The organism is Candidatus Rhabdochlamydia sp. W815 (assembly GCF_018642185.1).
In the GTDB taxonomy this organism is placed as follows: Bacteria; Chlamydiota; Chlamydiia; order Chlamydiales; family Rhabdochlamydiaceae; genus Rhabdochlamydia; species Rhabdochlamydia oedothoracis.
In genome coordinates this window covers 1-2,256 of the sequence record NZ_JAAVTY010000164.1, presented here as the reverse complement: position 1 = coordinate 2,256, position 2,256 = coordinate 1, and the positions used below count along the sequence as shown (strand labels likewise).

The 2,256-nt window shown below is 35.3% G+C and carries 3 protein-coding genes; 2 read left to right on the top strand and 1 reads right to left on the bottom strand.

Features of this window, described 5'->3' with window-relative positions; genetic code table 11:
* Both RHOW815_RS07915 and htpX read left to right on the top strand, forming a co-directional pair.
* On the top strand, nucleotides 1-257 hold a 257-nt coding region (locus RHOW815_RS07915), incomplete at its 5' end, for a transposase family protein (RefSeq protein ID WP_305825897.1).
* A gap of 426 nt (nucleotides 258-683) precedes the next feature.
* Entirely contained in the window at nucleotides 684-1,604 is a 921-nt protein-coding gene (gene htpX, locus RHOW815_RS07910; protein WP_215217757.1) for a protease HtpX, read from the top strand.
* 208 nt (nucleotides 1,605-1,812) lie between these two features.
* Here the strand turns inward: htpX and RHOW815_RS07905 are convergent.
* Nucleotides 1,813-2,256: ISAs1 family transposase (locus RHOW815_RS07905; RefSeq protein WP_215217756.1), on the bottom strand; the 444-nt coding region annotated here is incomplete at its 5' end.

The window sequence follows — 2,256 nt, the reverse complement described above, 5'->3', positions numbered from 1 at the left end:
CAGATGGAGGGTATCGAGGACTTAAAAAGCTTCATGCTAAAACCCAAATGCCTAAAAGAAGAAGCAAGAAAAATCCTTTAACAAAACAAGACAAAAAAAATAATCAATTCCTTTCCAAAGAACGTGTAATTAATGAAAATGCTATTGGTCTGCTTAAGCGATTCAAAATTTTAGCTGATCGTTATAGAAATAGACGAAAAAGGTTTGGTCTTCGCTTCAATCTAATTGCGGGCATTTATAATCTGGAGCTATGTTAATGGGTTTTGAAAGAGGTCTCATCTATAATTCTCAAGGTTAATATCTATATGGAAAAAACCACAACTCCACGTTAGAGTTGTAATAGTAGTGCCAATTCAAACGGCTAGCTTAATGGGGTGTTCAAATCAACGAATTGAACCTTGTCGTTAATCCTATATTTTTCTATACGATTGAATCGGAACCACTATATTTATGTGGAAACTATCTGCTAAAATATTTTTCAGTTCGCAAATATATTTCATAATACCTCTTAGATTGCTTTCTGGAAGTATTATGCCAGATCTCTGGTCATATTTGCGGGCTATTCTTTTTATCTGCTCCTAAAAAATTGTCCTGTACAGAGATTTTGTGCTGAAAATATTACATAGGTTATTGACATAACAATCTTAAAAAGCAGATAATAGATGGATTATAAGGAGAAAAAAATGGCTATTGCTAAAAGAGTTTTTTTATTTTTGTTAATCAATTTTCTTGTCGTTATTACCCTTTCTTTTTTTCTAAGCGTTTTTAACATAAAACCTTATTTACAATCATATGGCTTAAATCTCTATTCTTTAATGATCTTCTGTTTTGTTTGGGGTATGGGAGGAGCCTTTATTTCGCTTTTGCTCTCTCGTAAAATCGCTTTATGGATGATGAGAGTACAGTTAATAGATTCTCATACCAAAGACCCTAGTTTACAGCGATTATTAACCATTGTGCATAAATTTTCTCGAGATGCAAATCTATCGGATTTTCCTCAAGTAGGGGTATATAATTCCCTTGAATTAAATGCTTTTGCTACAGGCCCTACCAAAAAACGCAGTTTAATTGCTGTTTCAACCGGTTTGTTAAATCGCATGTCTGAAAAAGAATTAGAAGGGGTTATTGCTCATGAAATGGCTCATATTCAAAATGGGGACATGGTCACAATGACCCTATTACAAGGCGTTATTAATGCCTTTGTCATGTTCTTGGCTAGAGTGCTTGCCTATATCTGTTCAGGACTTAGCAGAAACAGGAACAATTCTTCTACAGGGTCTTATTTTAGCTATGTGATCTTCGTCTTTTTATTTGAGGTGATCTTTATGGTTTTAGGATCTTTGATTATCTGTGCCTTTTCTCGTTTTAGAGAGTTTAGAGCAGATCGCGGTGGCGCTTTTTTAGCAGGCAGAGAAAATATGATAGCCGCTTTAAAAGCATTACAAAAGAATGTACAGACTCAAGATCCTCAAACAGCTGTTGCGGCTTTTCAAGCATTTAAAATCTCAACCCCTAAAAAAAGCAGCATTACCCGTTGGTTTGCTACTCACCCTCCTTTAGAAGCGCGAATAGAAAGATTGAAAGACCATAATGGCTTCTCTTGAGAAGATATTATCCTCTTAAATAATAACATGGCAGACTAAACCCCTGTTTTCAGCACTATTTTCTCTATCTGTCAAAGAAAAGTCTTCTTCAAAAAGAACATCCGCTATCCTATACTAGATTGATTTCAAATTAAGAATTGCATAACTAGGTTTTTTTGAAAAAACTGCTTTATCTTGCAAGAAGATGTTACCTTTTGTATAAAAATGTTTATGTATTCAAACTCTTAATTTGAATGCAAACGAGTATATAGTAGTGCCGATTCAAACGGCTAGCTTTTTCCGGTATAACGTCCTGTGCTTGTTCAAAAAAGTTATGAGCTTCTGCATGTAAGTGGTCTTGATTGCCTTTAAGAGCAATAACATAATCTCCTCCCTGGGAACAAATCTGTTCTACTACTATTTTGTGACAACCGGCTGCATCGATTGTTACAACAACTCCTTTAATATTTAATATGGTAAGCAGGCTTTGAATGGTCTCTAGTTCTTTTCCTTTTCCAGAACATTTAAGATGTCCCAACACAAGACTTTGCTCAGAAGCAAAAGCGCTTACCATATGGATAGGATCTATTGTCTTATTACCAGAACCGCATAATGTCTTGCCGTCAATGGCAATACTGTCTCCTCCAAATGCCTGAGCTATGGACTGAGTCCA